Source organism: Streptomyces sp. A0642 (genome assembly GCF_004795105.1).
Lineage (GTDB): Bacteria > Actinomycetota > Actinomycetes > Streptomycetales > Streptomycetaceae > Streptomyces.
Genome location: NZ_SSBL01000006.1, coordinates 1 through 26,359 on the forward strand (window position 1 = coordinate 1; position 26,359 = coordinate 26,359).

The 26,359-nt window shown below is 71.9% G+C and carries 22 protein-coding genes and 1 pseudogene; 12 read left to right on the plus strand and 11 right to left on the minus strand.

Features of this window, described 5'->3' with window-relative positions; genetic code table 11:
* Positions 1 to 303 (plus strand): annotated as a pseudogene (locus E6R60_RS36680) (hypothetical protein); the annotation flags it as partial.
* A 292-nt stretch (positions 304 to 595) separates the two neighbouring features.
* Positions 596 to 2,239, plus strand: a complete 1,644-nt coding sequence (gene abc-f, locus E6R60_RS13655; protein ID WP_136326806.1) for a ribosomal protection-like ABC-F family protein — start codon at positions 596 to 598, stop codon at positions 2,237 to 2,239.
* Between the two features lie 35 nt (positions 2,240 to 2,274).
* Here abc-f and E6R60_RS13660 read toward each other — a convergent pair whose 3' ends face one another.
* The 4 genes from E6R60_RS13660 to dhaK are packed head-to-tail and all read right to left on the minus strand — an operon-like array spanning position 2,275 to position 4,891.
* On the minus strand, positions 2,275 to 2,772 hold the full coding sequence (locus E6R60_RS13660) for an NUDIX domain-containing protein (protein WP_136326807.1): 498 nt from the start codon (positions 2,770 to 2,772) through the stop codon (positions 2,275 to 2,277).
* A gap of 50 nt (positions 2,773 to 2,822) precedes the next feature.
* Complete coding sequence (locus E6R60_RS13665; protein WP_136326808.1) at positions 2,823 to 3,233, minus strand: PTS fructose transporter subunit IIA; 411 nt, start codon at positions 3,231 to 3,233, stop codon at positions 2,823 to 2,825.
* On the minus strand, positions 3,230 to 3,844 hold the full coding sequence (gene dhaL / locus E6R60_RS13670) for a dihydroxyacetone kinase subunit DhaL (protein WP_136326809.1): 615 nt from the start codon (positions 3,842 to 3,844) through the stop codon (positions 3,230 to 3,232). The genes E6R60_RS13665 and dhaL overlap by 4 nt, the downstream gene beginning before the upstream one ends.
* Positions 3,845 to 3,898: 54 nt before the next feature.
* A complete protein-coding gene (dhaK, locus tag E6R60_RS13675) occupies positions 3,899 to 4,891 on the minus strand; it encodes a dihydroxyacetone kinase subunit DhaK (RefSeq protein ID WP_136326810.1) in 993 nt (330 codons plus the stop codon).
* 178 nt (positions 4,892 to 5,069) lie between these two features.
* Here dhaK and E6R60_RS13680 point away from each other — a divergent pair, with 178 nt between their 5' ends.
* Both E6R60_RS13680 and E6R60_RS13685 read left to right on the plus strand, forming a co-directional pair.
* The gene (locus E6R60_RS13680; RefSeq protein ID WP_240802543.1) at positions 5,070 to 6,374 is read left to right on the plus strand and encodes an MFS transporter; all 1,305 of its coding nucleotides are present in this window, start codon (positions 5,070 to 5,072) and stop codon (positions 6,372 to 6,374) included.
* A gap of 117 nt (positions 6,375 to 6,491) precedes the next feature.
* Positions 6,492 to 7,037, plus strand: coding sequence for a DUF1697 domain-containing protein (locus E6R60_RS13685; RefSeq protein WP_136326812.1), 546 nt, complete (start codon positions 6,492 to 6,494; stop codon positions 7,035 to 7,037).
* A gap of 58 nt (positions 7,038 to 7,095) precedes the next feature.
* On the opposite strand, the gene E6R60_RS13690 is transcribed toward E6R60_RS13685, so the two are convergent.
* The gene (locus tag E6R60_RS13690; protein ID WP_136326813.1) at positions 7,096 to 9,024 is read right to left on the minus strand and encodes an ABC transporter permease; all 1,929 of its coding nucleotides are present in this window, start codon (positions 9,022 to 9,024) and stop codon (positions 7,096 to 7,098) included.
* Between the two features lie 85 nt (positions 9,025 to 9,109).
* A complete protein-coding gene (locus E6R60_RS13695; protein WP_136326814.1) occupies positions 9,110 to 9,505 on the minus strand; it encodes a helix-turn-helix transcriptional regulator in 396 nt (131 codons plus the stop codon).
* A gap of 142 nt (positions 9,506 to 9,647) precedes the next feature.
* Here E6R60_RS13695 and E6R60_RS13700 point away from each other — a divergent pair, with 142 nt between their 5' ends.
* Together E6R60_RS13700 and E6R60_RS13705 are read left to right on the plus strand one after the other, a co-directional pair.
* Entirely contained in the window at positions 9,648 to 11,168 is a 1,521-nt protein-coding gene (locus tag E6R60_RS13700; protein ID WP_136326815.1) for an MFS transporter, read from the plus strand.
* Complete coding sequence (locus tag E6R60_RS13705) at positions 11,165 to 12,214, plus strand: glutathione S-transferase C-terminal domain-containing protein (RefSeq protein WP_136326816.1); 1,050 nt, start codon at positions 11,165 to 11,167, stop codon at positions 12,212 to 12,214. The genes E6R60_RS13700 and E6R60_RS13705 overlap by 4 nt, the downstream gene beginning before the upstream one ends.
* Before the next feature lie 6 nt (positions 12,215 to 12,220).
* On the opposite strand, the gene E6R60_RS13710 is transcribed toward E6R60_RS13705, so the two are convergent.
* Entirely contained in the window at positions 12,221 to 12,721 is a 501-nt protein-coding gene (locus E6R60_RS13710; protein WP_136326817.1) for a tetratricopeptide repeat protein, read from the minus strand.
* Positions 12,722 to 12,881: 160 nt separating this feature from the next.
* Between E6R60_RS13710 and E6R60_RS13715 the strand changes: the two genes are divergently transcribed.
* From E6R60_RS13715 to E6R60_RS13730, 4 genes are all read left to right on the plus strand, one after another.
* Entirely contained in the window at positions 12,882 to 15,104 is a 2,223-nt protein-coding gene (locus tag E6R60_RS13715) for an NADP-dependent isocitrate dehydrogenase (RefSeq protein WP_136326818.1), read from the plus strand.
* 318 nt (positions 15,105 to 15,422) lie between these two features.
* Complete coding sequence (gene ctaD / locus E6R60_RS13720; protein ID WP_136326819.1) at positions 15,423 to 17,153, plus strand: cytochrome c oxidase subunit I; 1,731 nt, start codon at positions 15,423 to 15,425, stop codon at positions 17,151 to 17,153.
* Between the two features lie 29 nt (positions 17,154 to 17,182).
* Positions 17,183 to 17,527, plus strand: coding sequence for a hypothetical protein (locus tag E6R60_RS13725; RefSeq protein ID WP_136326820.1), 345 nt, complete (start codon positions 17,183 to 17,185; stop codon positions 17,525 to 17,527).
* A 131-nt stretch (positions 17,528 to 17,658) separates the two neighbouring features.
* Positions 17,659 to 19,023 carry an NAD(P)/FAD-dependent oxidoreductase gene (locus E6R60_RS13730; RefSeq protein WP_136326821.1) on the plus strand — a complete coding sequence of 455 codons (1,365 nt, stop codon included), beginning with the start codon at positions 17,659 to 17,661 and terminating at the stop codon, positions 19,021 to 19,023.
* 17 nt (positions 19,024 to 19,040) lie between these two features.
* Here the strand turns inward: E6R60_RS13730 and rho are convergent, their stop codons facing one another.
* Complete coding sequence (gene rho, locus E6R60_RS13735; protein ID WP_136326822.1) at positions 19,041 to 20,189, minus strand: transcription termination factor Rho; 1,149 nt, start codon at positions 20,187 to 20,189, stop codon at positions 19,041 to 19,043.
* 407 nt (positions 20,190 to 20,596) lie between these two features.
* Here rho and E6R60_RS13740 point away from each other — a divergent pair, with 407 nt between their 5' ends.
* Both E6R60_RS13740 and E6R60_RS37945 read left to right on the plus strand, forming a co-directional pair.
* Positions 20,597 to 20,974: a hypothetical protein gene (locus E6R60_RS13740; protein ID WP_136326823.1), complete on the plus strand. Its 378-nt coding sequence runs from the start codon at positions 20,597 to 20,599 to the stop codon at positions 20,972 to 20,974.
* Positions 20,971 to 21,129: a hypothetical protein gene (locus E6R60_RS37945; protein WP_168713597.1), complete on the plus strand. Its 159-nt coding sequence runs from the start codon at positions 20,971 to 20,973 to the stop codon at positions 21,127 to 21,129. The genes E6R60_RS13740 and E6R60_RS37945 overlap by 4 nt, the downstream gene beginning before the upstream one ends.
* Before the next feature lie 6 nt (positions 21,130 to 21,135).
* Here the strand turns inward: E6R60_RS37945 and meaB are convergent, their stop codons facing one another.
* The 3 genes from meaB to mutA are packed head-to-tail and all read right to left on the minus strand — an operon-like array spanning position 21,136 to position 26,213.
* Positions 21,136 to 22,140, minus strand: coding sequence for a methylmalonyl Co-A mutase-associated GTPase MeaB (meaB, locus tag E6R60_RS13745; RefSeq protein ID WP_136326824.1), 1,005 nt, complete (start codon positions 22,138 to 22,140; stop codon positions 21,136 to 21,138).
* Between the two features lie 12 nt (positions 22,141 to 22,152).
* A complete protein-coding gene (gene scpA, locus E6R60_RS13750; RefSeq protein ID WP_136326825.1) occupies positions 22,153 to 24,354 on the minus strand; it encodes a methylmalonyl-CoA mutase in 2,202 nt (733 codons plus the stop codon).
* The gene (gene mutA / locus E6R60_RS13755; protein ID WP_136326826.1) at positions 24,354 to 26,213 is read right to left on the minus strand and encodes a methylmalonyl-CoA mutase small subunit; all 1,860 of its coding nucleotides are present in this window, start codon (positions 26,211 to 26,213) and stop codon (positions 24,354 to 24,356) included. Before mutA ends, scpA begins: the two co-directional genes overlap by 1 nt.
* Positions 26,214 to 26,359 lie beyond the last annotated feature (146 nt).

The window sequence follows — 26,359 nt, forward strand, 5'->3', positions numbered from 1 at the left end:
CGTCCGTACGAGAACAGCCCGCTGTTCGCCCGGGCCCTCGGCAGCGGACTCGCCCCCTCCACCCCGGCACCCTCCGCGGAGCCGTCCCGGACGCCCACCACGGCCGCGGGAGTACCGGCCGCCGCCGGCCCCGTCCCGCGCCGGGTCGCCGCCCTGCTCGGCAAGGGCGCCACGGCCTCCCGCGTGGGCCGGGCCGCCGCCGCGACCCTGCTGATCTGTCTGGCCGTTTCGGGCGCGGCGGCACTCGACGCCACGTACGACCTGCACAGCAGCATCGAGGTCGCGCAGGGCGAGAGCCCGTAACGCCCGGTCCGGCTTCCGCGACGGCCGAGGCGCTGGCGGCAAGGGGTAAGGAGGCCGCAGGGCCGCTCAAAGACGTGGAAGCCGCCACCCCGCCGCCGCTACACTCCCCCCATGGGTTCGTCCTACTTCTTCCGCTGACGCCGCGCAGGGCCGCCGCCGCGCACCGCCGGGACGTCGTCGGCCGACGCCCGGGCCACGCGGCCTGCCGCCCTCCCTCGGATCCGTCCGGAAGCCCCGCCCGCCGCGCCCCGTCAGGGGCCGCCGAGGCACGCACCCCCAGGGAAACGCCGCCATGCCCCTCGCGCACGCCCACGCCCAGCTGACCCTCAAGGACGTCTCCAAGGCGTATGGAGACCGGGCCGTCCTCGACCAGGTGTCGCTCACCGTCCGCCCCGGCGACCACGTCGGTGTCATCGGCGAGAACGGATCCGGGAAGTCCACCCTGCTGCGGCTGATCGCCGGCGCCGAGACGCCGGACAGCGGCGAGATCACCGTCCGCTTCCACGGCGGCATCGGCCACCTCTCGCAGACGCTCGCCCTCGATCCCGCCCGCACCGTCCAGGACGCCGTCGACGCCGCCCTCGCCGAACTGCGCGCGCTGGAGCGGCGGATCCGCGACGCCGAGGCGGCACTCGCCGCCCCCGGCGGCGCCGACGACGCCCAACTCGCCGCGTACGGAGACCTGCTGGCGGAGTACGAAGAGCGCGGCGGCTACCGGGCCGACGCCCGGACCGAGGCCGCACTGCACGGCCTCGGACTCGGGCACCTCACCCGGGAGCGCACGCTCGGCAGCCTCTCCGGGGGTGAGCAGTCCCGGCTCGCGCTCGCCTGCGTCCTGGCGTCCGGCCCCGAACTGCTGCTGCTCGACGAGCCGACCAATCACCTGGACCTCCGGGCCGTCACCTGGCTGGAGGACCAGCTGCGCGCCCACCGCGGCACCCTCGTCGTGATCACGCACGACCGCGCGTTCCTGGAACGGACCACCACCGTCATCGTCGAGGTCGACCGCGACCTGCGCAGCGTCGCCCGGTACGGCGACGGCTGGGACGGCTACCGCGCGGCGAGGGCGGCGGCCCGCCGCCGCTGGGCGCAGGACCACCAGGAGTGGCTGGACGAACTGGCCCGTACCGAAGAACTCGTGAACACCTCGGGACATCGGCTCGCCGCCACCGGAAAGGACCCCGGGGAGGGCTGGGGCAAGCATCGCCGCTCCCACGAGTCGAAGCTGTCCGGCCAGGTCCGAGCGGCCAGAAGACGGCTGGAGGAGCTGCGCGGAGAGCCGGTTCCGGCCCCGCCCCGGCCGTTGCGGTTCTCCGCCGCACCGACCCTGGCCTCCGACGCGGCGAGGCGCCCCGGGCCGCTGGTGGAACTCGCGTCCGTATCGGTGGGCGACCGGCTGGACATGCCCGCGCTGCGGGTGCACGGCGGGCAGCGCCTGCTCGTCAACGGGCCCAACGGGGCCGGGAAGTCGACCCTGCTCAGGGTCCTCGCGGGCGACCTCGCCCCCGACACGGGCACAGTGCGCCGTCGGGCCCGGATCGGCTACCTCCCGCAGGAGCTCCCGGCCCGGCCGACGCGCCGCACCCTGCTGGACACCTTCGCGGCCGGACGGCCCGGCCACGCCGACGAGTACACCGGCATGCTCCTCGCGCTCGGCCTCTTCCGCCCGGACGACCTGTACGTCCCGGTCGCCGCCCTCTCCGTCGGACAGCAGCGCAGGCTGGCACTGGCCCGGCTGGTCACCCGGCCCGCCGATCTGCTGGTTCTCGACGAACCGACCAACCACATCGCCCTGGCCCTGGTCGAGGAACTGGAGGCGGCGCTGGCGGCGTACGAGGGAGCCGTCGTGGTGGTCTCGCACGACCGCAGCTTCCGGAGCCGCTTCACGGGCGACCGGCTGGACCTCCACGCGGGCAGGCCCGTCGCCCGCACCTGACCACGGCCACGCGCGACGACGGGGCGGGCCCGGGCTCAGCCCCCGTCGTCGGGGACGGCGCGTGCCGGTCCGCCCGCCAGACGATCCCGCAGCCGGTCCACGAAGATCCGCTGCCCCTTGACCAGCCGCTCGGCGGCGACCTCCGGCGCACACCAGGCGAAACGGTCGATCTCCGGGAACTCCCGCTGCACACCCGAACCCCGCGGCCACTCCATCGTGAACGTCCCCGGGACCGCCGCCGCCGGATCGAGGTCGGCCTCCACCGCCCACACCGTCACGGTCTTGCCGCCTGCCTGACGCGACTCACCCAGCGGCAGCCACACCCCGTCCGGCACGGGACGGCCGAACTCCTCCTCGAACTCCCGCCGGGCCGCCGCCTCCGCCCCCTCCTCGCCTCCGTACTCGCCCTTGGGCACCGACCATGCCGCGGTCTCCCGCCGCGCCCAGAACGGACCGCCCATGTGCCCGACGAGGACCTCGAAGCCGGCGCCACGACGGCGGAACAGAAGGAGACCGGCGCTGTGGGGTGTCATGCCGTCAAGTGTCCGCGCCACCGCCCGCGAAGGCCCGGACGACAGGCCGCCTACCCCTTGCGGTAGTCGTACGCCTCCGAGGCCGCGGCCGCCACGGCGTCGAGGTCGCCGCCGGCCGACGCGGTGACCACTGCCGCCACCGCGCCCTCCACGAACGGCGCGTCGACCAGCCGTGTCCCGTCCGGGAGTTCGTCCCCCTCGGCCAGCATCGCCTTCACCGTCAGCACGGCGCTGCCCAGGTCGACGAGGACCGCGACCCCCGCGCCCCCGTCGACCGTCCGGGCGGCCTCCGCGATGAGTTCCGCGCTCGTCCCGAGACCGCCCGCAGGTGTGCCGCCGGCCGCCGCCACCGGCGCCGTCGCCCCGCCCGCCGCGAGCCCCCTCGCGAGTTCCGCGACCGCCTCGGCCACCGCCCCGCTGTGCGACACCAGCACGATCCCGACCTGCTTGCCCGCGCTCACGCGTCGCCTCCGGCCGCCGCGGCGGTCTCCGCCAGCGCGGCGATCAACAGGGCGGCCGATGTGGCCCCCGGGTCCTGATGCCCGATGCTCCGTTCACCCAGATAGCTCGCCCGGCCCTTGCGCGCCTGCAGCGGGACCGTCGCCTCCGCGCCCGCCTGTGCGGCGTCCCGCCCCGCCTCGAACGACGTCCCGAGCGCCTCGACGGCCGGCAGCAGCGCGTCGAGCATCGTCTTGTCGCCGGCCTGCGCCCCGCCCAGCTGGGCCACCGCCGCCACGCCCTCCCCGAGCGCCCGCGCGAGCTCATCGGCACTGACGGCGGGCGCGTCGCCCAGTGCCTTGCCCGTGCGCCGCAGCAGCGTTCCGTACAGGGGCCCGGACGCCCCGCCGACGGTCGAGATCAGCTGCCTCCCGGCCAGCGTGAGGACGCCGCCCGGAGTCCCGGGGGGCTCCTTGCCGAGGGCGGCGGAGACCGCGGTGAACCCGCGCTGCAGATTGCTGCCGTGGTCCGCGTCCCCGATCGCGGAGTCGAGTTCGGTCAGGCGGGCGGCCTCACGGTCGACGGAGGCAGCGGTCGTGGTCATCCAGCGGTGGAAGAATTCGGCGTCGAGCACATGCGCTCCTCGGTGCGTCGGATGGATCGGCCTTCCCGTGCGAGGCCGTACGGGTCAGCGGCCCCAGCGCAGGGCGGGTGTCTGCACCGGTGCGTCCCAGAGCCGTACCAGCTCCTCGTCCACCTGGCAGAGCGTCACGGAACAGCCCGCCATGTCGAGCGAGGTCACGTAGTTGCCCACGAGGGTACGGGCCACCACGACGCCGCGTTCGGAGAGCACCCGCTGCACCTCGGCGTTGAATCCGTACAGTTCCAACAGCGGTGTCGCACCCATGCCGTTGACCAGCACCATGACCGGACTCTGCGGCCGGAGGTCCTCCAGCACCGCGTCCACCGCGAAGTCCGCGATCTCCCGCGAGGTCATCATCGGGCGGCGTTCCCGTCCCGGCTCGCCGTGGATCCCCACTCCCAGTTCGAGCTCGCCGGGCGGCAGGTCGAACGTGGGGGAGCCCTTGGCGGGCGTGGTGACCGACGTCAGCGCCACCCCGAAACTCCGTGACGCCTCGTTGACCTGCCGCGCGAGGGCCGCCACCCGTTCCAGCGGCGCTCCCTCCTCCGCCGCGGCCCCGGCGATCTTCTCGACGAAGAGGGTCGCTCCCGTGCCCCGTCGCCCTGCCGTGTAGAGGCTGTCGGTCACCGCCACGTCGTCGTTCACGAGCACCTGGGCGACCTGCACCCCTTCCTCGTCGGCGAGTTCGGCGGCCATCTCGAAGTTGAGCACGTCGCCCGTGTAGTTCTTCACGACGAACAGCACGCCCGCGCCGCTGTCGACGGCGGCGGCCGCCCGCAGCATCTGATCCGGTACGGGTGAGGTGAACACCTCGCCGGGGCACGCGGCCGACAGCATGCCGGGGCCGACGAACCCGGCGTGGAGCGGCTCGTGCCCGGACCCGCCCCCGGACACCAGCGCGACCTTTCCGGCCACGGGCGCGTCGCGTCGTACGACGACACGGTTCTCCACGTCCACGGTCAGTTCGGGGTGGGCGGCGGCCATGCCGCGCAGCCCGTCGGCGACCACGGTTTCGGGGACGTTGATCAGCATGCGCAACGGAATCTCCCAGGAAGGCTGGCGGCGCTGGACCACCACCGTAGGACGCCGAAGGCCCCGTGCGAAGAACCGCACCCGGTCCGCTCGCACCCGAGGCCCGTCGCGCGACCGGAAAATGACGGGCCCTCCGGGGCCGGCCCGCATACCGTCGGCGGCCGGGCGGCATCGAGGAGGGTACGTGGTGAATGCAGGTGAACCGTCGGAGAGGGAGGCGGCGACGGCGGCGGCCGGGGAGCCCGTCTCCCTCCCGCTCCGGAGGAATCGCGCCTACCGCGTCTTCCTGGTGATCCAGTCCCTGTCCGCCCTCGGGGACTCCTTCTCGTACGTGGCGATTCCGCTCCTGGTGCTGCACAGCACGGGGTCGGTGGTCCAGATGGGGGTGGTCACGGGCCTCACGGGAGTCGCCTCGATCATCACGGGGGTCTTCGCCGGTGTGGTCGCGGACCGGTTCGACCGCAGGCGGCTCCTGATGATCAGCGACGCCGCCCGCTGTCTGCTCTACGCGATCATTCCGCTGGTCTGGCTGTTCGCGACGCCGCTCTGGCTGATCTACACCCTCGTGCCGGTCGTCGGCGTCTTCTCCATGCTCTTCCAGGTCACCTATGTGACCGTGGTTCCGGCCCTCGTGGCGCCGGACCAGATCGCGCGGGCCAACGGGCACCTCTTCGCCACCTTCGCCGTCGCCGGAGTCGCCGGCCCGGCACTCGCCGGCTTCGTGGCCGCGGCCGCCGGTCCCGCGGCCGCCATCGGCATCGACTCCGTGACCTTCGCGGTCTCCGCCCTCGGCGTGCTGTTCGTCAGGATCCGCCCGGCCCCGCGCGTCGACGCGGCCGCGGCCGCAGAGGGGGCCGGACGCGGCGGGGTGCGGCGGGAGTTCTGGGCGGGTGCACGGTTCCTGTGGGCGCACCCGGTCCTCCGCCCGCTGACCGTGCTGCTCTCGTTGCTGACCTTCCTCACCTACGGGACGACGGACCTCGTGATCTACCTCCTGAAGCACGATCTCGGCCACGGCGACACCACGGTCGGCTATGTGCTGGCGGCGGGGACGGTCGGCACGTTCCTCGCCTCCGCCGTCGTCGCCCGGGTCCGTGCGCGGATGGGGTTCGGGGCGAGCTGGATCGCGGCCTTCGCGCTCGCCGGGGCCGCCGTCGCCTGTCTGGGGCTGTCGCGGAGCGTGCCGGTGATCGCCGTCCTGATGACGCTCAACGTCATGGGTACCGGTGTCGCCGGCATCTCCTCCATGTCGCTCCGCCAGGAGGTGACCCCGAGCCCGCTGCTGGGCAGGGTCACCTCCACGTTCTGGACCATCCACTCCGCACTCGGCCCCCTGGGCGCGGCCGCCGCCACGGCGGCCGCGGCCGGTTTCGGGGTCACCACGGTCTTCGTGGCCGTCGGCGCCGCCGTCCTGTGCGTCGCGCTGACCGGTACGGTGACGGGCATCGCGCAGTCGACCCCCCGGCGTGCGCTTGCGGATACGGCGTAGACCGGCGGCGGCACAGCCGGAGCGCGCGGGCCTGCCTTCCCCCCCGGCGAACGGCGCGCGGGCTACGCTGTCGGGCGCCGGCGTGCTTCCCCTCCTCCAGCGGACAGGTGATCGGACTTGCTGTACATCGCGTTCCTGCGCGGGCTGAACGTGCCGGGCCGCTCGGTGAAGATGGAGTACCTGCGCAGTCTGTTCACGGACATGGGGTTCGGCTCCGTGCGCAGCTACATCCAGAGCGGAAACGTCTTCTTCGAGTCCGAGGAGACCGACCGGGGCGCGCTCGGCGCGCGCATCCGCGACGAGCTCACCCGGACACTCGGCTACGAGGTCGCGGTCTGCCTGCGTACGGTGCCCGAACTGGAGGCGCTCATCGCGCTCGATCCGTTCAAGGACGTGACGGTCACCGACGACCTGCGCTGCTGCGTGGTGTTCACGACCCGGCCGGTCGATCCGGAGCTCGCGCTGCCGATGCTCTCCCCGAAGAAGGACATGGAGATCATCGGCAGCGCCGGATGCGACGCCTTCGTCGTCTGGTACCTGATCAAGGGGAAGGCGCCGGCCGCGAAGGGCTTCCAGGAGCGCGTCCTCGGCCACGACGCGACGACGCGTTTCTTCCACACCGTCGTGAAGATCCTCGACGCGGCCAAGAAGGGCACGGCCTGACGGACGGGCCGCAGGGCCGCGGCGCGTCTCAGCGGGGAAGCGAACGCCGCACTCCGCCTCACAGCGGTACGACGGTCGCCTCCGTGGCCTTCACGCCGGTCCACACCGCGACCCCGTCGGCGAGGCCGAGTTCGGCTGCGGCCTGCGGCGTGATCTCGGCGACGAGGTCCGGGGCCCGGTCCGACGCGACCAGGACCCGCAGCCGGCTCCCGCTGGACGTGATCTCCCGGACCGTTCCGGGCCAGACGTTACGCGGGCTGCCGGCCGGCTTCTCGCGGTGCACGGAGACGGCTTCCGGCGCGATCACCGCGAGCGCCGGAGTACCGACGGGCAGCGGTTCCGCCACGACGAGCCGGCCGCCCCCGGACAGGGCGAGCCCTTCCGCGGTGGCCGTGCCCGGCCAGGCGTTGCGCCCCAGCATCCGCGCCACCCAGGGGGAGCGGGGATGACGGGTCACCTCCGGCGGCGGCGCGTCCTGCAGGACCCGGCCTTCGTCGAGCACGAGGACCCGGTCGGCGAGGGACACCGCTTCCACGGGGTCGTGGGTGACGATCAGACAGACGCCGCCGAAGCCGTCGAGATGGGTGCGCAGCGTGTGCCGCACCTGCGCACGGGTGGTCTGGTCGAGTGCGGCGAGCGGCTCGTCCAGGAGCAGCAGCCGGGGCCGGGCGGCGAGAGCCCGGGCCAGGGCGACGCGCTGCGCCTGGCCACCGGAGACCTGGGACGGGCGGCGCGCGGAGAGGTGACCGACGCCGAGCCGGTCGAGCCATTCCTGGGCGCGGCGGCGGGCCTCGCGGCGCGGCACCCCGTGGGCGCGGAGCCCGTACGCCGTGTTGCCGAGGGCCGTCAGATGCGGGAAGAGCGCGCCGTCCTGCGGTACCCAGGCGACCCCGCGCCGGTGCGGGGGCAGGTCGCCGACGTCGATGTCCCCGAGGCGCAGCCGGGCGCGTGAGCGTGGCGTGAGGCCGAGCAGCGCCCGCAGCAGAGTGGTCTTGCCCGCGCCGTTGGGCCCGACGACGGCGAGGGTGGTGCCGGGTCCTGCGCTGAGCGTCAGCTGGTTGAACCCGGTGACTTCGGCGTGCAGCGCCCACTCCTCCCGTACCGCCGCGCCGTCGGGGGCCGCCGGTGCGACGAACGGCGCCGGTTCCTCCGGGGCGGGCACCGCGGGACGGCTGTGGCGGGCCGGCGCCCCCGTCCAGCGTCCGCGCAGCGCGATCAGCACCATCATCGCGAGGGCGAGCAGCAGCAGGGAGACCGAGGTGGCGGCCTCGGGGGACTCCTGGAGCAGCAGGTACACCTGGAGCGGAAGCGTCTGAGTGGTCCCCGGGAGGTTGCCCGCGAACGTGATGGTCGCGCCGAACTCGCCGAGTGCCCGGGCCCAGGTCAGGGCGGCTCCGGCGACGAGCCCCGGCGCGACCATGGGCAGGGTGACCGTGAGGAACACCCGCAACGGTGAGGCGCCCAGGGAGGCGGCCGTCTCCTCGTACCGCGCGTGCAGTCCGCCCAGCGCCCCTTCCAGGCTGATGACCAGGAACGGCATCGCCACGAAGGTCGCCGCGAGGACCGTGCCGGAGGTGTGGAAGGGGAAGGTGATGCCGAAGGTGTCCTCCAGCCACGGGCCGAGGAGCCCGCGCCGGCCGAAGGCCAGGAGGAGGGCGACACCGCCCACGGTCGGCGGCAGCACCATCGGCAGAAGGACGAGTGAGCGGACGAACGCCTTGCCGGGGAAGTCGGTCCTCGCCAGCAGCCAGGCCAGCGGGACACCGAGGACGAGGGAGAGACCGAGCGACCAGAACGACACGACGAGGGAGAGCCGCAGCGCCTCGGTCGTGCCCGGGCTGCTGAGATGGGCTCCGACGTCGCCCCAGGACGTGCGGGCGAGGATCCCGATCAGAGGCATCAGCAGGAACGCGATGGCGAGGAGCGCGGGGATCGCCAGGGCGATGGGCGTGCGGGGGCGCGCTGGGCGGCCGCGGAGACGTTTCATCGTGGATCCCTGGGGCTTCGGGCGGACGGGGTGCCGCCCGTGAGGCGCGAACGGTGGCTCGCGGTGGGCCGGACGGGAGGACGGGTCAGGTGCGGTCGATGTGCACACTGGTCGACTTGACCCGGGCGGTCGCCGTCATGCCGACCTCCAGCCCCAGCTCCTCGACGGCTTCCCGGGTCAGCAGTGACACGAGCCGGTGCGGCCCGGCCTGGATCTCCACCTGCGCCGCCACGTCCCCCAGCTTGACCGCGGTGACGATGCCCGGGAAGGCATTGCGCGCGGAGGTGTAGGAGACCTCCTCCTCGCCGGCGCCGTTCTGCGCGACCTCGACGGAGAACGCGGCCAGGTCGCGGCCGTCGATCAGGCGGCGGCCGCCCTCCTCGCGGTGGGTCGCGACACGGCCGGCATCCGCCCAGCGCCGTGCGGTGTCCGGGCTGACGCCGAGCAGGCGAGCGGCCTGCCCAATGGTGTAGGACTGCATATGCCGCACTGTAGGGGCGATAAGCTTGCAGATACAAGCATGCGCGGGGGAAGTCCTGGTGGGTGGCCGGAAACCACCGGCCGGTGCTCCGGGTGGCCCTGCCGGGATGAGGAATCGCGGCCTGCGCCCTAGTGTGCGAGCCATGGCAGAGAGCGCGGGGTACCGGGGTTCTGCGGGGCGGGATGCGGGTTCCGCCGCCGGAGCGGACGCCCCCGATCCCCGGCGCTGGCAGGCGCTCGCGGTCTGTCTGGTCGCGGGCTTCATGACCCTCCTGGACGTGTCCATCGTCAACGTGGCCCTGCCGTCGATCCGCGAAGGGCTGCACACCCCCGAGTCCGATCTGCAGTGGGTGCTCTCGGGATACGCGCTCGCCTTCGGCCTCTTCCTGATCCCCGCGGGGCGCCTCGGCGACGCGCGCGGGCGCCGCGAGGTGTTCATGGCCGGGCTGGTCCTGTTCACCCTGTCGTCCGCGGCGTGCGGCGCCGCCCAGTCCAGTACGTGGCTGGTGGTCGCCCGGCTGGTCCAGGGGCTGGCCGGCGGTCTGGTCTCACCGCAGATCTCCGCTCTCATCCAGCAGATGTTCTCGGGGCGCGAGCGGGGCCGGGCCTTCGGCATGTTCGGCACGGTGGTCGGCATCTCCACGGCCGTCGGCCCGCTGCTCGGCGGGCTGCTCATCCAGGCGGCGGGGGCCGAGGAGGGCTGGCGCTGGGTGTTCTACGTCAACCTGCCGCTCGGGCTCGTCTGCCTCCTGCTGGCCCGGCGGCTGCTCCCGGACACTCCCTCCGCGGGGCCGGTGCGGCTGCGCGACCTCGACCCCCTGGGCATCCTGCTGCTGGGCGCCGGGGTCCTGGCCCTGCTGCTGCCCTTCGTCCAGGCCCATCAGTGGCCGGGCAACGGCAAGTGGCTGCTCCTGGTGGTCGCCGCCGTTCTGCTCGTCGCGTTCGTCGCCTGGGAGTCCCGGTGCGGTCGCCGCGGCACCCAGCCGGTCGTCGACCTCAGGCTCTTCCGGGTCCGTTCCTACTGGCTCGGCTGCCTGCTGGTTCTGCTGTACTTCGCCGGATTCACCTCGATCTTCTTCATCACCACGCTCTACCTCCAGAGCGGGCTGCACTACACCGCCCTGCAGGCGGGCCTGGCGATCACGCCGTTCGCCCTCGGGTCCGCCGTCGCCGCGGGACCCGGCGGCAGACTGGTCGGCCGCTACGGGCGTCCACTCGTCGTCGCGGGCATGTCCACCGTCGCGGTCGGACTGGCGGCCACCGCGCTCGCCGTCCACCTGGTGCCGGGCCGGGGCGCCGGATGGGCGATGGCCGTCCCGCTGCTGGTGGCCGGGCTGGGCAGCGGCCTCGTCATCGCCCCCAACCAGACCCTGACCCTGTCGCAGGTGCCGGTGGCCACCGCGGGGAGCGCCGGCGGCACCCTGCAGACCGGCCAGCGCGTCGGCTCCGCGATCGGAATCGCCGCCGTCGGCTCGGTCTTCTTCGCCCAGGTCGGCTCCCAGGCATGGTCCACCGCCTACGACCACGGGCTCATCGTCTCGGTCGCGTTCGTGCTCGCCGGACTCCTCGTGGCGCTGGCCGACGTACGCGGGCCGCGGCGGGGCAGAGACCGTACGGAGCAGCAGTCCGCGCCCTCACGGGCCGACCCCAAGGAGACGCGATGAACGACCCGGACAGCGCCGCCCACGACGACGGCACCGCGCAGGACGGCAACAGTTCGTACGGACACAAACCCTTCAAACGGTCCCGTAGCCATTTCGCCGACCGCATCACCGCCGACGGGCGCGACGGCTGGCCCGTCGAGGCGGACCGCTACCGCCTCGTCGTCAGCCGCGCCTGCCCCTGGGCGAGCCGTGCCCTGGTCTCCCGCAGGCTGCTGGGTCTGGAGAGCGCCCTGTCGCTGGCCGTCGCCGACCCGCTGCAGGACGACCGGAGCTGGCGGTTCACCCTCGACCCGGACGGCCGGGACCCCGTACTCGGCATCCGCTATCTGAGCGAGGCGTACGACGCCCGGGAGCGCGGCTACCCCGGCGGCGTCAGCGTCCCCGCGATCGTCGACGTCCCCACCGGCCGGCTCGTCACCAACGACTACCAGCAGATCACCCTGGACCTCGCCACCGAATGGACCGCGCTGCACCGCCCCGGAGCACCGGACCTCTACCCGGCGCCGCTCCGCGAGGAGATCGACGAGGTGATGGACGGGATCTACCGCGACGTCAACAACGGCGTCTACCGGGCCGGGTTCGCGGACGGCCAGAGCACGTACGAGAACGCCTACGAGGCGCTCTTCAGCCGCCTGGACCAGGTATCGGAACGGCTGGCGGGCCAGCGCTACCTCGTCGGCGACACGATCACCGAGGCCGACATCCGCTTCTTCACCACACTGGTGCGCTTCGACGCCGTCTACCACGGCCACTTCAAGTGCAACCGCTCGAAACTGACCGAGGACCCGGTCCTGTGGGCGTACACCCGGGACCTCTACCAGACCCCCGGATTCGGGGACACGGTCGACTTCCACCACATCAAGCAGCACTACTACCGCGTCCACACCGGCATCAACCCCACCGGCATCGTGCCCGCGGGGCCGGACCTCTCCGGCTTCCTGACCCCGCACCACCGCGAGCAGCTCGGCGGCCGGCCGTTCGGCGACGGCACCCCGCCCGGTCCCGTTGCGGCGGGTGAACAGGTCCCTCCGCGGCACCGCCCCTGAGCGTCCCTACTCCGTCTCGTCGAGGCGATCGGCGTAGTGCTCGACCGCCCGGCGGTACGCCTGGATGCCAGGGTCCGCGGAGGTGGCCGCCGTCACCTTGAGCAGGGTGCTCACGGCCTCGCGCGCCTCGCCGAGGTTGTACAGCGTCATGGCGAGGAAGGTGCGCAGGGCGGCGTCGTCCGTGAACTCCGTCAGGCCCCGGCCCAGCACGGCGCGGGCCTCCTCGTACCGTCCCAGCACCCGCAAGGTGCTGCCGAGTCCGAGGAAGGCGCCGTGGCGGTCCTCGGCCGGGAGGCCGGTGCCGTCCAGCGCGCGCTGGTAGAACGGCACGGCCTGCGCCTCCAGGCCGAGGGAGTCGTGGGCCCAGGCGGTCTGGTAGGCGATCCCCGCGTGGCCGGGATGCCCGGCGGCCAGGCTCAGCAGGCGCTCGTGGGCCTGTGGTGTCCGCAGTGCGCGCAGCCGTACCGCCTCCGCCAGCGCCTCATCGTGTCCGCTCTCCGCGCTCATGCCGCCGCACGTTGCCAGGGCGGTGCGGAGACCGCAAATCCGTGCAGCGTGTGCGGTACGGGCGGTTCCGGAACGGAGGGGGCGGGGCCCTGTCGAGACAGCGGCGATCACGAGATATCTTGATGTCAAGCAATGTTGCAGACGTGGAGCGGAGCACAGGGTGACTGACTCGACCATCATCTATACACACACCGACGAGGCCCCGGCCCTGGCGACGTATTCTTTCCTGCCCGTGGTCGAGGCCTATGCCTCGAAGGCCGGTGTCACCGTGGAGAGCCGTGACATCTCCCTGGCGGGCCGGATCATCGCCAGTTTCCCCGACCACCTCGAGGCGAACCAGCGCATCGACGACGCTCTCGCCGAGCTGGGCGCGCTGGCCACCACTCCCGGTGCGAACATCATCAAGCTGCCCAACGTCTCGGCCTCGATCCCGCAGCTGAAGGCCGCGATCGCCGAGCTGCAGGGACAGGGCTACGCGCTTCCGGACTACCCGGACGACCCGCAGAGCGACGAGGACAAGGACGTCCGCGCCCGTTACGACAAGATCAAGGGCAGCGCGGTCAACCCGGTCCTCCGTGAGGGCAACTCCGACCGCCGCGCCCCCGCTTCGGTCAAGAACTACGCGAAGAACCACCCGCACCGCATGGGCGCCTGGACCGCCGACTCGAAGACGAACGTGGCCACCATGGGCGTCGACGACTTCCGCTCCACCGAGAAGTCCGCCGTGATCGCCGAGCCCGGCTCGCTGCGCATCGAGCTCGTGGGCGACGACGGCACCACCACCGTGCTCCGCGAGTCCGTACCGGTCCTGGCCGGCGAGGTCGTGGACGCGGCCGTCATGCGCGTCGCCGCGCTGCGTGAGTTCTTCACCGCACAGATCGCCCGGGCCAAGTCCGAGGACGTGCTGTTCTCCGTCCACCTCAAGGCCACGATGATGAAGGTCTCCGACCCGATCATCTTCGGCCACGTGGTCCGCGCCTTCTTCCCGAACACCTTCGCCAAGTACGGCGACGTCCTCGCCGCCGCGGGTCTCACCCCGAACGACGGCCTCGGCGGAATCCTCAAGGGCCTCGACTCGGTGCCGCACGTGGGCGCCGAGATCAAGGCGTCCTTCGAGGCCGAGCTCGCCGAGGGCCCCGCCCTGGCGATGGTCGACTCGGACAAGGGCATCACCAACCTGCACGTCCCCAGCGACGTCATCGTCGACGCCTCCATGCCGGCCATGATCCGCACCTCCGGCCACATGTGGGGCCCGGACGGCCAGGAGGCCGACACCATCGCCGTCCTGCCGGACAGCAGCTACGCCGGTGTCTACCAGGTCGTCATCGACGACTGCCGCGCGCACGGCGCCTTCGACCCCTCGACCATGGGCTCGGTGCCCAACGTCGGCCTGATGGCGCAGAAGGCCGAGGAGTACGGCAGCCACGACAAGACCTTCGAGATCCCCGCCACGGGCACGGTGCGGGTCGTCGACGCCGCGGGCGACACCGTCCTGGAGCAGGCCGTGGGGGCCGGTGACATCTTCCGGATGTGCCAGACCAAGGACCTGCCGATCCAGGACTGGGTCAAGCTCGCCGTCACCCGCGCCCGCGCGACCGGCAACCCGGCCGTGTTCTGGCTCGACGAGGGCCGCGCGCACGACGCCGAACTCATCAAGAAGGTCAGGACCTACCTGGCCGACCACGACACCGACGGTCTGCGGATCGAGATCATGTCGCCGCAGGAGGCCACCGCCTTCTCCCTGGAGCGCATCCGCCGCGGCGAGGACACCATCTCGGTGACCGGCAACGTGCTGCGTGACTACCTCACCGACCTGTTCCCGATCCTGGAACTCGGCACCAGCGCGAAGATGCTCTCGGTCGTCCCGCTGATGAACGGCGGCGGTCTGTTCGAGACGGGCGCCGGCGGCTCCGCGCCCAAGCACGTCCAGCAGCTCGTCAAGGAGAACTACCTGCGCTGGGACAGCCTGGGCGAGTTCCTCGCCCTCGCGGTCAGCTTCGAGCACCTCGCGCAGACCACGGACAACGCGCGCGCCCAGGTCCTCGCCGACACGCTGGACCGGGCCACCGCCACGTTCCTGAACGAGGACAAGTCGCCCAGCCGCAAGCTCGGCGGCATCGACAACCGCGGCAGCCACTTCTACCTCGCCCTGTACTGGGCCCAGGAGCTGGCGCAGCAGAACGCGGACGCGGAGCTCGCCACGGCCTTCGCCCCGCTCGCCAAGACGCTGGCCGAGCAGGAGCAGACCATCGTCGGCGAGCTGATCGCCGTCCAGGGCGAGCCGGCCGACATCGGTGGCTACTACCAGCCCGACCCGGCCAAGGCGGCGGCCGTGATGCGCCCGTCGGCCACGTTCAACCAGGCGATCGCGAGCCTCGCCTGAGGTGACCCGGGGGAGGGGCCCGCGCCTCTCTCCGCACGCACCTTGTGACAGCTCCGCCCCGGCCGGCCTTCCGTCGACCGGGGCGGAGCTGTTTCGTCATCCTCGCGCGCGCGAAGGCCGGAGCGGGCCTGGGGACACCCTGACGAGTGAAAGTGACGCCGCGACGGGTGCCGGGCCGCGCCCGGACGGACCGTGGCTGGTTTGCTGCAACGGAAACACGCGCGGCGCGCGGGAAGGGCCGTTCGGCCGACCCCCGCTGGAGCGGCGCCACGCCGGGTGCGCAGTCCACCCGCGGATGACAACCGAAGGAGCGTCCCAGTGACGACGACGGGAACGACAGGGCCGACGGACGAAGAGGAGTCGTACGCCAACGAACTTCCGGTACACAGCAGGGAGCCGGGAAACGTCGTCGTCACGTGGCTGACCACCACCGACCACAAGACGATCGGCTCGCTGTACCTGATCACGTCGTTCGCGTTCTTCATCTTCGGCGGGGTGCTGGCGCTCTTCATGCGTGCAGAGCTGGCCCGCCCGGGCACGCAGATCATGTCGAACGAGCAGTTCAACCAGGCGTTCACGATGCACGGCACGATCATGCTGCTGATGTTCGCGACGCCGCTGTTCGCCGGGTTCACCAACTGGATCATGCCGCTGCAGATCGGCGCGCCCGACGTGGCGTTCCCGCGGCTGAACATGTTCGCGTACTGGCTGTACCTCTTCGGCTCGCTCATCGCGGTGGCCGGCTTCCTCACCCCGAACGGCGCGGCCGACTTCGGCTGGTTCGCCTACTCCCCGCTCACGGACTCCGTGCGCTCGGCGGGGGTCGGGGGTGACCTGTGGATCATGGGGCTGGCCTTCTCCGGCTTCGGCACGATCCTGGGCTCGGTCAACTTCATCACCACCATCATCTGCATGCGCGCACCCGGCATGACGATGTTCCGCATGCCGATCTTCACCTGGAACGTCCTGCTGACGGCTGTGCTGGTCCTGCTGGCCTTCCCGGTGCTCGCCGCGGCGCTCCTGGTGCTCGAGGCCGACCGGAAGTTCGGTGCCCACGTCTTCGACGCGGCCAACGGCGGCCCGATCCTGTGGCAGCACCTCTTCTGGTTCTTCGGCCATCCGGAGGTGTACATCATCGCGCTCCCGTTCTTCGGGATCGTCACGGAGATCATCCCCGTCTTCAGCCGCAAGCCGGTCTTCGGCTACATCGGCCTCGTGGCCGCGACGATCTCCATCGCCGGCCTCTCGGTCACCGTGTGGGCGCACCACATGTTCGTCACCGGCGCGGTGCTGCTGCCGTTCTTCTCCTTCATGACGTTCCTCATCGCGGTGCCCACCGGGGTGAAGTTCTTCAACTGGATCGGCACGATGTGGAAGGGCTCACTGTCCTTCGAGACGCCGATGCTGTGGTCCACCGGCTTCCTCGTGACGTTCCTCTTCGGCGGTCTGACCGGAATCATCCTGGCGTCACCGCCGCTGGACTTCCACGTCTCCGACTCGTACTTCGTGGTCGCGCACTTCCACTACGTCGTCTTCGGCACCGTGGTGTTCGCGATGTTCGCCGGGTTCCACTTCTGGTGGCCCAAGTTCACCGGCAAGATGCTGGACGAGCGGCTCGGGAAGATGACGTTCTGGACCCTGTTCGTCGGGTTCCACGGCACGTTCCTGGTGCAGCACTGGCTGGGCGCCGAGGGCATGCCGCGCCGGTACGCGGACTATCTGGCCGCCGACGGCTTCACCGCGCTGAACACGATCTCGTCGATCTCCTCGTTCGTTCTCGGCCTCTCGATGCTGCCGTTCCTCTACAACGTGTGGAAGACGGCGAAGTACGGACAGCTGATCGAGGCCGACGACCCGTGGGGCTTCGGCCGTTCGCTGGAGTGGGCGACCTCGTGCCCGCCGCCGCGGCACAACTTCGTCACCATGCCGAAGATCCGTTCCGAGTCCCCGGCCTTCGACCTCCACCACCCCGCGGTCCGCGAGCTCGACGACGTCATCAACCGCACCGACCGTTCCGTGACGGTGGCGCCGGGGGACAAGCAGGCGTGAGCGGCAGGGCCGGGAAAGAGGAGAGGCGCATGGGGACCGATCCCGAGAAGGACAGCGCTCGCGGCCTGGCCCAGATGGAGGGCTATCTGCTGTGGAACGCCGAGATCGCCCAGGCGCGCAGGTGCGCCCGTCGTTTCACGGACGAGCTGCCGTGGCTGACGAGGGCCCAGCGCGAGGACGTGGAGCGGGTCTACACCGCCGACCGGGCCGCCGTCTCACGGGCGATGCTCGTACGCGTCTCGGTCCGCGCCGCCGAACTGCGCGGCGAGTACAGCGAGCGCTACCGCAGGCTCAGGGCCCGCTGCGTCGCCGGCGCCGTGCTCGCGAGCACGGCGGGCGGCGCCTGCACGGCCTGGACCTACCTGGCCAGATGACCCGCCGGTCGTCCGTTCCGCCGTCCCAGCAGGCGGACTCGCGCCCGCTTCGTGAAGATGAGAGGTGACGGGCGCGTGTGACGGGGCAGGCGAACGGACGACCGTGCAGACCCCGAGAAGGGACGAACACTGTGGCACGACCCAGGATTCTCGTTGTCGGAGCCGGATTTGCCGGGGTCGAGTGCGTACGCCGTCTGGAGCGCGGGCTCCGCCCGGGTGAAGCGGACATCGTGCTCGTCGCCCCGTTCTCGTACCAGCTCTACCTGCCCCTGCTGCCCCAGGTCGCCTCCGGCGTCCTCACCCCCCAGTCGGTCGCGGTGTCACTGCGACGGAGCAGTCGGCACCGCACCCGCATCATTCCCGGCGGGGCGATCGGAGTGGACCCCAAGGCGAAGGTCTGCGTCATCCGCAAGATCACGGACGAAGTGGTCTACGAGCCGTACGACTACATCGTGCTCAGCCCGGGCAGCGTCACCCGCACCTTCGACATCCCCGGGCTGCTGGACAACGCCCGCGGGATGAAGACGCTGGCCGAGGCGGCCTACGTACGGGACCACGTGATCGCCCAGCTCGACCTCGCGGACGCCAGCAGCGACGAGGAGGAGCGGGCCTCCCGGCTGCAGTTCGTGGTGGTCGGCGGCGGGTACGCGGGCACCGAGACGGCGGCCTGTCTGCAACGCCTCACCAGCAACGCGGTGCGTCACTACCCCCGCCTCGACCCGAAACTGATCAAGTGGCACCTGATCGACATCGCCCCGAAGCTGATGCCCGAACTGGGCGACAAGCTCGGCGAAAGCGCGTTGAAGGTGCTGCGGGAGCGCGGCATCGAGGTGTCGCTGGGCGTCTCGATCGCCGAAGCGGGCCCGGAGAAGGTGAAGTTCACCGACGGCAGGGAACTGCCCTGCCGCACGCTGATCTGGACGGCGGGTGTGACGGCGAGTCCGCTCGTCTCCACCTTCGACGCGGAGACGGTACGCGGCAGGCTGGCGGTCACTCCCGAGATGAGCCTGCCCGGTTTCGACGGCATGTTCGCCCTCGGCGACGTGGCGGCCGTGCCGGACCTCGCCAAGGGGGACGGCGCGGTCTGCCCGCCGACGGCCCAGCACGCGATGCGCCAGGGCCGCAAGCTCGCAGACAACCTGCTGGCCACGCTCCGGCACCAGCCGCTGCGCCCGTACGTGCACAAGGACCTCGGACTCGTCGTGGACCTCGGCGGCAAGGACGCCGTCTCCAAGCCCCTCGGCATCGAGATGCACGGCATCACCGCCCAGGCCGTGGCCCGCGGCTACCACTGGTCGGCGCTGCGGACCAATGTGGCCAAGGCGCGTGTCATGGCCAACTGGCTGATCAACGCGACGGCGGGTGACGACTTCGTCCGGACCGGCTTCCAGGCCCGCAAGCCCGCGACCCTGCGGGACTTCGAGTACACGGACAGCTATCTCTCCCCGGACCAGGTGCGTGAGCACACCGCGTCCCTGAACGCCCGGATGACGTGAGCCGGCGACGGGCCCTGTCAGACCGACGGAACGGTGGTGCGGATCAGGCGCAGGAAGGCGGCGTTGTCCGCCGTCTTGCGGACCCGCTCCAGCAGCGTCTCCAGGGAGGTCTGCGCGTCCCTGGAGTGCAGGGCCCGGCGCAGTCCGCGTACTGCGGCCAACTCCTCCGCGGATACGAGGAGTTCGTCGCGGCGGGTACCGGAAGCGGCGATGTTCACCGCGGGGTGGACGCGCCTCTCGGCCAGTGAGCGGTCGAGCCGGAGCTCCATGTTTCCGGTGCCCTTCAGCTCCTCGAAGAAGTACTCGTCCGCCCGGGACCCGGTGTCGACGAGCGCCGTCGCCAGAATGGTCAGGGAGCCGGCCTCCTCGGTGAGCCGGGCGGCGCCGAAGAGCCGCTTGGGACCGGTCAGGGCGGCGGCGTCCACACCGCCGCTGAGGGTGCGTCCGCCGTTGCCCGCCGCATGGTTGTGGGCCCGGCAGAGCCGGGTGAGGGAGTCCAGCAGGATGACGACGTCGCGGCCCTGCTCGACGAGCCTCTTGGCGCGTTCGAGGGCGAGATCCGCCAGGGCGATGTGTTCCCCGGCGGGCCGGTCGAAGGTCGAGGCGTAGACCTCGCCGCGTACCGAGCGGCGCATGTCGGTGACCTCCTCGGGTCGTTCGTCCAGGAGCACCACCATCAGATGGGACTCGGGGTGGTTCTCGGCGACGGCGGCCGCGATCTGCTGGAGCAGGACCGTCTTTCCGGTCCTGGGCGGGGCGACGATCAGCCCGCGCTGCCCCTTGCCGACCGGGGCGACGAGATCGACGATGCGCGTCGAGGGGCCGCCGGACGGCGTCTCCAGGCGCAGCCGCTGCCGGGGGTGGAGCGGGGTGAGGTCACGGAAGTGCGGCCGGCCCCGCAGTGACTGCGGGGGCAGCCCGTTGACGCGTGCGACGGAGCCGAGGACCCGGGGCCGCTCGCAGAGGCCCTCTACGACATCGCCCTTGCGCAGGCCGTACCGGCGGACGAGTGCCGCAGGGACCTGGACGTCTCCGGGCGCGGGGTGGCCGGCCGGGCCGCGCAGGGAGCCGTGCCCCTGCTGTCCCAGGTCGAGGATGCCGTGGGCGGCCGTGGCGGCCGCCGGCCGGGCGGTGGTGGTGACGGGGTGTTCGAGTGTGGTGGTCATGCGGGGTGGTCCTCTCGCGGACATGCGAATGAAGGGGCCCGGCTGGGACGGGGCGGAGAACTCACGCCCCGGACGACGGGCAGGGAAACACCGGTGGGAGAGCCCGGACCGGTGTGAAGGAAGTAAGACGAGGAAGCCGGATCGCCGGTCGGAGACGACGGGCGCATCAGCGTGGTGAAGGTGATCCGGTACCGGAGCCTGAAGGACAGGCATGCACATGTACCGAGGGCAATGTAGCACGACTGCGGCGCTCCTGGCACCGATGTGGCGTGGCCGACGCCCTCGCGTGCGGTCGTGACCCTGGTGCGGCGGGGGAGCGGGGGACGTTTCGCACCGAGGGGCCTTCCCCTGCCGATCACGGGGGGTGGTTTCGTACTCCGGACACTTCCCCCGCCGACCGAGTCGCCTTGTCGATACGCCTCACTGCCCTGACCGCCCTCGTCCGCGCGCCTCGTCCGGGCTACGGGCCGGAGTCCTGGGACGGCACGGTCCCCGCCCCGTTGGCGCGCACCTTCACCGCCTCGCGCCGCGCCCTGGACGACATGCCCATGGACGGCGCCGACTCCGGCACCACGGTGGGGGACGTCGACCGGGTCAGGGCCGTCGCGCAGGCCGTCGCCGACCGCGTCGACCTGCTGGGGACGGTGGCCGCCGTCGACGAGAGCGACGGGTCCGTCGCCGGCTTCACCGAACTGGTCGTGCCGGGCGACGGGCCCGGCGACGGACAGCAGTGCGGCACCGGCGTCCTGCCGAGCACCGGGGCCGCGGCCTGGCCCGCTGGATGAAGGCCGCCTGCATCCTCGGCGCCCGTGAGCGCCACCCGGACCCGGGCGGCCTGCTCGCGGACACCGCAGACGGCAGCACGTACATGCGCGCCGTCAACGACGCGCTCGGATACGAGCCCACGCACCGCTCGTTCACGTACCAGCTCGACCTCTGAGGCCGATCACGTCCGGCTGTCGGGCATCGTCCCCCGGAACATCTCCAGGATCTGCTCCGCTGCCAGCGTGGCGGGCAACGAACCCTCCCGTACGCGCCGTTCGAGTTCCGGGGCGAGCGCCCGCACTCCGGGGTGCGCGCGCAGGCTGTCCAGCAGGTCGTCGCGGACCATCGTCCACGTCCAGTCGACCTGCTGCTCGCTTCGCTTGGCCGCGAGCCGGCCCGTCGACTCGAGCAGGGCCCGGTGCTGTTCCAGCCGCTCCCACAAGGTGTCCAGACCGCTGGACTCCCGGGCGCTGCACGTCAGTACCGGCGGGGTCCACGCCGCGTCCGCGGGGTGCATCAGCCGCAGCGCGCCGGCCAGTTCACGCGCCGCGGAGCGGGCGTCGCGCTCGTGCGGGCCGTCGGCCTTGTTCACCGCGATGGCGTCCGCCAGTTCCAGCACGCCCTTCTTGATGCCCTGGAGCTGGTCACCGGTGCGGGCCAGCGTCAGCAGCAGGAACGTGTCGACCATGTTGGCGACCGCGGTCTCCGACTGGCCGACGCCGACCGTTTCCACCAGCACCACGTCGTAGCCGGCCGCCTCCATCACCACGACGGACTCGCGGGTCGCCTTCGCCACCCCGCCCAGCGTGCCGGCGGTGGGGGAGGGGCGCACGAAGGCGGCCGGGTCCACCGCGAGCCGCTCCATCCTGGTCTTGTCACCCAGGATGGAGCCGCCGGTACGGCTGGAGGACGGGTCCACCGCGAGCACCGCAACCCGGTGCCCGAGCCCGGTGAGCATCGTTCCCAGGGCATCGATGAACGTGGACTTGCCGACGCCCGGCACCCCGCTGATGCCGATGCGCCGGGCCTTGCCCGAGTGCGGCAGCAGCTCCCTCAGCAACTGCTGGGCCAGCGCCCGGTGATCGGGCCGGGTGGACTCGACGAGGGTGATGGCGCGCGCGATGTGCGCCCGCTTCCCGTCGAGCACCCCCTTCACATAGCTGTCGAGATCGATCGTCGGAGCCATCGGTTCAGCGGCTCACAGCTCGTGACCGAGTGAGGCGCCGAGCCGCGTCACCAGATCGTGGGCCGCGTCCGGGATCACCGTGCCCGGCGGGAACACCGCCGCCGCGCCCGCCTCGTGCAGCGCGTCGATGTCCTGCGGCGGAATCACCCCGCCCACCACGATCATGATGTCCTCGCGGCCCTCGGCCGCGAGTTCCTCACGCAGCGCGGGGACGAGCGTGAGGTGTCCTGCGGCCAGCGACGAGACGCCCACGATGTGCACGTCCGCCTCGACCGCCTGCCGGGCGACCTCGCCCGGCGTCTGGAACAGGGGGCCCACGTCCACGTCGAAGCCCAGGTCGGCGAAGGCGGTCGCGATCACCTTCTGGCCGCGGTCGTGCCCGTCCTGGCCCATCTTGGCGACCAGGATGCGCGGGCGCCGGCCCTCGGCCTCCTCGAAAGCGCCGACCAGTGTGCGCGTGCGGTCCACGGACGGCGACTCCCCTGCCTCGTTGCGGTACACCCCGGAGATCGTACGGATCTGGCCCGCGTGCCGGCCGTACACCTTCTCGAGCGCGTCCGAGATCTCACCCACGGTCGCCATCGCACGCGCCGCGTCGACGGCGAGCGCCAGCAGATTTCCTTCGAGGCCGGGACCCGGCTCCCGCCCGGCCGCCTCCGTCAGCGCGCGCAGCGCGTCCTGGCAGGCCTGCTCGTCGCGCTCCCCGCGCAGCCGGCGCAGCTTCTCGATCTGCTGCGTGCGCACCGAGGAGTTGTCGACCTTGAGGACGTCGATCTTCTCGTCGGTCTCCACGCGGTACTTGTTGACGCCGATGACGGGCTGGCGCCCGGAGTCGATGCGCGCCTGGGTACGGGCGGCCGCTTCCTCGATGCGCAGCTTGGGAATTCCGGCGTCGATCGCCTTGGCCATGCCGCCGGCGGCCTCGACCTCCTCGATGTGCTGCCAGGCCCGCCGCGCCAGGTCGTAGGTGAGCTTCTCCACGTACGCGCTGCCGCCCCACGGGTCGATGACCCGTCCCGTGCCGGACTCCTGCTGGAGGAGGAGCTGGGTGTTGCGGGCGATGCGTGCCGAGAAGTCCGTCGGCAGCGCGAGGGCCTCGTCGAGCGCGTTGGTGTGCAGCGACTGGGTGTGGCCCTGGGTCGCGGCCATCGCCTCGACGCAGGTGCGCGTGACGTTGTTGAAGACGTCCTGCGCGGTCAGCGACCATCCGGAGGTCTGCGAATGGGTGCGCAGAGAGAGGGACTTGGCGTTCTTCGGCTCGAACTCCCGGACCAGCTTGGCCCAGAGGAGCCGGGCCGCCCGCAGCTTCGCGATCTCCATGAAGAAGTTCATGCCGATCGCCCAGAAGAACGACAGCCGCGGTGCGAACGCGTCGACGTCGAGCCCGGCGTCCCGTCCGGCCCGCAGGTACTCCACTCCGTCGGCCAGGGTGTACGCCAGCTCCAGATCGGCCGTGGCCCCGGCCTCCTGGATGTGATAGCCGGAGATGGAGATCGAGTTGTAGCGCGGCATCTTCTGCGAGGTGTACGAGAAGATGTCGGAGATGATCCGCATCGAGGGCTTCGGCGGATAGATGTAGGTGTTGCGGACCATGAACTCCTTCAGAATGTCGTTCTGAATGGTTCCGGCCAGCTTCTCGGGCGCGACGCCCTGTTCCTCGGCGGCCACGATGTACAGCGCGAGGACGGGCAGCACCGCGCCGTTCATCGTCATCGACACCGACATCTTGTCGAGCGGGATGCCGTCGAACAGCTGCCGCATGTCGTAGATCGAGTCGATCGCCACGCCCGCCATGCCGACGTCACCGGTCACCCTCGGGTGGTCGCTGTCGTAGCCGCGGTGGGTGGGCAGGTCGAAGGCGACCGAGAGACCCTTCTGCCCGGCCGCGAGGTTGCGGCGGTAGAAGGCGTTGGACTCCTCGGCGGTGGAGAAACCCGCGTACTGCCGGATCGTCCAGGGCTGGTTGACGTACATCGTCGGGTAGGGACCGCGCAGATACGGAGCCGCCCCGGGGTACGTGCCGAGGAAGTCGATCCCCTCCAGGTCCTGGCCGGTGTACAGCGGCTTGACCGCGATGCCCTCCGGGGTCTCCCACAGGAGGTCGCCGTCGGAGCCGCCGGAGGACTCCTTGACCGCGGCACGCCACTGGTCCTCGGTCACCTCGGCGCCGGCGCCCGGCCCGAGCTCGATGTCGGAGAAGTCGGGGATCCGCATTACGCCACACCCATACGGTCGAGAACGGAAGAGAGCACGGACACCACGTCACAGCCGGCGAAGACGTACGCGTCGACACCCGCGTACGCCCCGGGCCGTCCGGCCAGGTACACCCGCCGCGCACCGGCGGCGGCGAGCGCCTCGGCGACCTCACCGGCGTGTTCGGCGTAGAGCGCGTCACTGGAACACAGACAGACCACGTCCGTTCCCGCGGCCCTGAGAGCCGCCGCGGCCGACGAGGCGTCGACCTGGACCGGGTCGTGGACGGTTTCGATGCCGCCCGCCTGGAACAGGTTCGCGGCGAAGGACGCGCGCGCGGTGTGCGCCGCGGCGGGCCCCAGCGCGGCGAGGAACACCCGCGGCCGGGCGCCGGTCGCCGCCAGGTGGGCATCCGAACGGGCCCGCAGTGCCTCGAAGGCCTCGTCGCGCCGGACCACCGGCAGGCCGCCGCCCCGGGTCGCGGCCGACGGCACCGGCTCGCGCTCCACCGTGCGCTCCGCCAGGTGGGGGAACTCGCTGACGCCGGTGATCGGTTCCCTCCGCCGGGCGAGATCCTTGCTGCGGGCGGCCCAGGTGGCCGCGATGCGCTCGGCGACCAGGCCCGAAGCGAGGGCCGCGGCCTGACCGCCGTCCCGCTCGATCTCCCGGAAGAACGCCCAGGCCGCCTCCGCGAGTTCGTCCGTCAGCCGCTCCACGTACCAGGAACCGCCCGCCGGGTCGATGACCCGGGCCAGGTGGGACTCCTCCAGCAGGATCGTCGACGTGTTGCGGGCGATGCGCCGGGCGAACGCGTCCGGCAGCCCCAGGGCGTGGTCGAAGGGCAGCACGGTCACCGCGTCCGCGCCGCCCACCCCCGCGCCCAGACAGGCCAGGGTGGTCCGCAGCATGTTCACCCACGGGTCCCGCCGGGTCATCATCACCGGTGACGTCACCGCGTGCTGGCGCTGCGCCCCGGCCTCCGGGGCCCCGCAGACCTCGGCGACCCGCGCCCACAGCCGGCGCGCGGCCCGCAGCTTGGCGATCGTCAGGAACTGGTCGGCGGTGGCGGCGTACCGGAACTCCAGCTGTGCGCAGGCCTCCTCGACGCCGAGTCCCGCTTCGGTCAGGGCACGCAGATAGGCGACGCCCGTGGCCAGCGAACTGCCCAGCTCCTGGGCCGCCGAGCCGCCGGCCTCGTGGTACGGAAGCGCGTCCACGGTCAGCGCCCGCAGCCCGGGGAACGCGGCCGCGCAGTGCTTCGCCCAGCGGACGGCGGACGTCAGGTCCGCCGCGCCGCCGCTGCGGGCGGCCTGCCCCAGCGGGTCGCCCCCGAGGCCGCCGCGTACCGCGTCCGCCGGCACCCTGCGCTCCTCGTGGAGCCGCAGCAACTCCGTGGCGGCGGCGTCGAGGTCGTCCCCGGCGTCGAGCACGAGCGGCGCCAGGTCCAGGTGGACGCCCTCCAGCGCCCGTGCCAGACCGGTGACCGGCACGCCACCGGAGCCCCCGACGGTCAGCCACAGCGAGGTGGCCCCGTTCTCCAGGTCTCCGAGCAGGGCCTCGTTGAGCCGGACGGGGTCCGTCGAGGTGTGCCGCTGCCGTACGCCCCAGCCGCTCGCCGCGTTCCCCTGCGGAGTGCTGCCGCGGGTGAACGGGGCGAAGCCCGGGAGGCCGGCGTCGGGCGCGTCGTCGCGCGAGGTGTAGAGGGGGCGCGTGATGAGCCCGTCCTCCACCGTGGTGGACAGTGCTTCCTCGGCGGCCGAACCCGAGACGTCCTTGCCCGACTTGCGCAGCACACCTTCGACAAGGCTCTGCCACTGCTCGTGGGAGGGGTCAGGGAATTCGGCGGCCAACGAAAACCCGTCGGCAGGCTGGACCGTCATGCCCAGATGCTAGGACAACTCCCAGATGAGCAGCAGAGGCTCGGCCTGTGACCTTGCCCTCTCCGAACGCACTTGATCCTTTACATACGGTGGCGTAGCCGACGGGACGTCAGGGCATGGGTGTTTCCTCCAGCGGGTCTGGCATT

Excerpts from the sequence above, each read along its gene's own strand:
- abc-f (WP_136326806.1), top strand. The coding sequence starts at position 596 with ATGCCCCTCGCGCACGCCCACGCCCAGCTGACCCTCAAGGACGTCTCC.
- E6R60_RS13660 (WP_136326807.1), bottom strand. The coding sequence starts at position 2,772 with ATGACACCCCACAGCGCCGGTCTCCTTCTGTTCCGCCGTCGTGGCGCC.
- E6R60_RS13690 (WP_136326813.1), bottom strand. The coding sequence starts at position 9,024 with ATGAAACGTCTCCGCGGCCGCCCAGCGCGCCCCCGCACGCCCATCGCC.
- E6R60_RS13695 (WP_136326814.1), bottom strand. The coding sequence starts at position 9,505 with ATGCAGTCCTACACCATTGGGCAGGCCGCTCGCCTGCTCGGCGTCAGC.
- E6R60_RS13700 (WP_136326815.1), top strand. The coding sequence starts at position 9,648 with ATGGCAGAGAGCGCGGGGTACCGGGGTTCTGCGGGGCGGGATGCGGGT.
- E6R60_RS13705 (WP_136326816.1), top strand. The coding sequence starts at position 11,165 with ATGAACGACCCGGACAGCGCCGCCCACGACGACGGCACCGCGCAGGAC.
- E6R60_RS13710 (WP_136326817.1), bottom strand. The coding sequence starts at position 12,721 with ATGAGCGCGGAGAGCGGACACGATGAGGCGCTGGCGGAGGCGGTACGG.
- E6R60_RS13725 (WP_136326820.1), top strand. The coding sequence starts at position 17,183 with ATGGGGACCGATCCCGAGAAGGACAGCGCTCGCGGCCTGGCCCAGATG.
- rho (WP_136326822.1), bottom strand. The coding sequence starts at position 20,189 with ATGACCACCACACTCGAACACCCCGTCACCACCACCGCCCGGCCGGCG.
- E6R60_RS37945 (WP_168713597.1), top strand. The coding sequence starts at position 20,971 with ATGAAGGCCGCCTGCATCCTCGGCGCCCGTGAGCGCCACCCGGACCCG.
- meaB (WP_136326824.1), bottom strand. The coding sequence starts at position 22,140 with ATGGCTCCGACGATCGATCTCGACAGCTATGTGAAGGGGGTGCTCGAC.
- scpA (WP_136326825.1), bottom strand. The coding sequence starts at position 24,354 with ATGCGGATCCCCGACTTCTCCGACATCGAGCTCGGGCCGGGCGCCGGC.
- mutA (WP_136326826.1), bottom strand. The coding sequence starts at position 26,213 with ATGACGGTCCAGCCTGCCGACGGGTTTTCGTTGGCCGCCGAATTCCCT.